Here is a 2,186-nt window from a genome sequence, read left to right on the forward strand (position 1 = left end):
TCAACGACCCCGAACCCGGACCCGCATACATCCGACCGGAATTGATCTCCGGCGGTAACGCCCCGAAGTCAAACACCCACGAACCCCCCGGCTCGAACCATGTGTTTTCCTCGCGAGTGTTTTGGATGGCAGTTTCAAGCGATGCGCTTGCTTGCGAAGGCTAGAGCGCCGCGCGACCTTCTCGCTGCGCCTGCGGCGTGGGTCCGGGCGGGAGGCGCCCCCGCACAGCGGACCGAGCGGGGTAGCGCACACGGACGCGCCGGCGGATGCCCGCGTTCGCCTCCACGCAGCTACCTGCGGGAACGGGGTTCCGGCCGGATCACCGTCGATAAGCGGTCATGCGAAACCAGGGGCGGATCAACGTGGGCGTGGCACAAAAAATCCGGTCGCAGATAAAGGGCACGGCGGTGTGGCCCGGGCCAGGGCCGCGGTGCGACGGGGCAATGCCTGCGCCGCGAAGCGGTTGGTGGGCGCAACGCGAAACACGCTTTAGCGCGGCACTTTTCGCGCGCTAAAGCGTGTTCCTACGCTGCCAACCGCAACCGGTGGCTAGCCGGCGAAGGGTGGGCGGGCCATGACGGTGGGGCGGAATCCGTAGCGGGGGCCGGCGCCGGCGTGGGTGCCGCTGCCAACTCCGGCCAGGGGCATGCCGCCGAGCAGGTTGCCCGGTCCCCCGGCCGCCTCGGGTGCGGCGCTGATCGAACTGACCGGGACCGCGGTGTGGCCCATCGCGGGCAGCGCCGGGGCGCCGGTCCAGGCCACCGGCACCGACAACTTGCCACCGATGGAGGCCGCCCCGCCGATCGCCGCCGCCGGGTGCACCGCGCCGGCACCACCACCGAGCAGACCCCCCAGCCCACCCAGACCGGGCAACGCCTTGGCCGCCGCCGGAGCCGCACCACCGATCGCCCCGACCGACTTGGCGATCTGGGTGAAGGTGTTGGCCATACCGGTACTGAAGTACGGCAGACCCTCGGTGTTATAGAACAAGCCGGCGAACGGGCTATACCCGTTGACGAGTGTGCCCAGGTTGGTGGGGATGCTGGTCTGGCCGGTCAACAAGAACCACAGCTCCTGCAGCGGGTTGGTCGTCGACTGCTGAGCGGCCGCGGTGACCTGCGGGGCCGCGGTCGTCGTAGTGGTGGCCGCCTTGGACAGCGCGTTGGTCGTGTTGCTGGCGGTGGTGTTGGCCGCCGCGTTAGCCACCGTGCTGGACTGCGTCGCCGTGCCCGCGTCGTTGGTCACCTTCGGCGCGGCCTGGAACTGCGTGATGCCCTTGGTCGCCGCCGTGGACTGCACCGAGTAATTGGCCATCGCCCCGGCATCCTGGGCCCAAAACTCGCCGTACTGGGCCTCCAACTGCGCGATCGCCCCGCTGTTCTGCCCAATCACATTGGTCGCCTGCAACTGCTGCACCAACGCCCGGTTGGCCGCGATCACCGGCGGGGGCACCACCGCGGCGAACGCCGCCTCATAGGCCGCCGCCGCCGCGCTGGCCTGCACCGCCGCCTGCTCAGCCTGAGTCGCCGTGGTCGCCAACCACTCCGCATACGGCGTGGCCGCCGCCGCCATCGTCGCCGAAGCCGTGCCCGCCCACTCCTCACTGGCAAGCTGGGTCACCACATTCTGATAACTCAACGCCGCCGACTGCAGCTCCGCGGCAATCGCATTCCACGCCGACGCCGCCGTCATCAACGACCCCGACCCCGGACCGGCATAAATCCGCGCCGAATTAACCTCCGGCGGAAGCGCCCCAAAATCAAACATCATTGGCTCCTTAACCTTGGCCGCTTGGCTCGAGTATTGAATGACGATAAATCGGTGACGGCCGGTCACCCGGCGGCCGACCCCGGGCGCTTCGGGCGGCCATCGGGTCCGCGTAGGCCTCGGGTCGTGCCCGCGGCGCGCCGCGGCGAGGTCGGACACCCATCGAGCCGCGGGTCGCTGGTTGGCCGTGAGCTGGAGCAAGGCTTTCGTCGCGACCACCCGCTCCGACGATGCGGGCGAGCCAGAGCCACAGCGCTGTGCTCGAGGCCGGTTTTGGACGTAGCCCGCGCCCAATAAAATCCCGCCGCGGATAAGTGAAAAAGGTTGTGTTCATTTCGCCCGCTATCCGGCCGATGGTGGGCGGGTGAGGACGCTGTAGCGGAAGCCGTATTTGTGGGAGTAGCCCGCGGCGGCGCCGG

The 2,186-nt window shown here is 68.9% G+C and carries 2 protein-coding genes; both read right to left on the reverse strand.

All coding sequences use genetic code 11. The annotated features are described in order from the left end of the window. A partial coding sequence (locus A5695_RS29310) for a PPE domain-containing protein (protein WP_156737843.1) occupies nt 1–76 on the reverse strand: 76 nt, incomplete at its 3' end. Nucleotides 77–549: 473 nt separating this feature from the next. After that, on the reverse strand, nt 550–1,770 hold the full coding sequence (locus A5695_RS01155; protein ID WP_068077225.1) for a PPE family protein: 1,221 nt from the start codon (nt 1,768–1,770) through the stop codon (nt 550–552). Nucleotides 1,771–2,186: the final 416 nt, after the last annotated feature.

The sequence above is a fragment of the Mycobacterium sp. E1747 genome, assembly GCF_001667775.1.
Lineage (GTDB): Bacteria > Actinomycetota > Actinomycetes > Mycobacteriales > Mycobacteriaceae > Mycobacterium.

What these genes read in the sequence shown, in the direction of transcription:
- A5695_RS01155 (WP_068077225.1), bottom strand. Translation starts at nt 1,770, where the DNA reads ATGATGTTTGATTTTGGGGCGCTTCCGCCGGAGGTTAATTCGGCGCGG.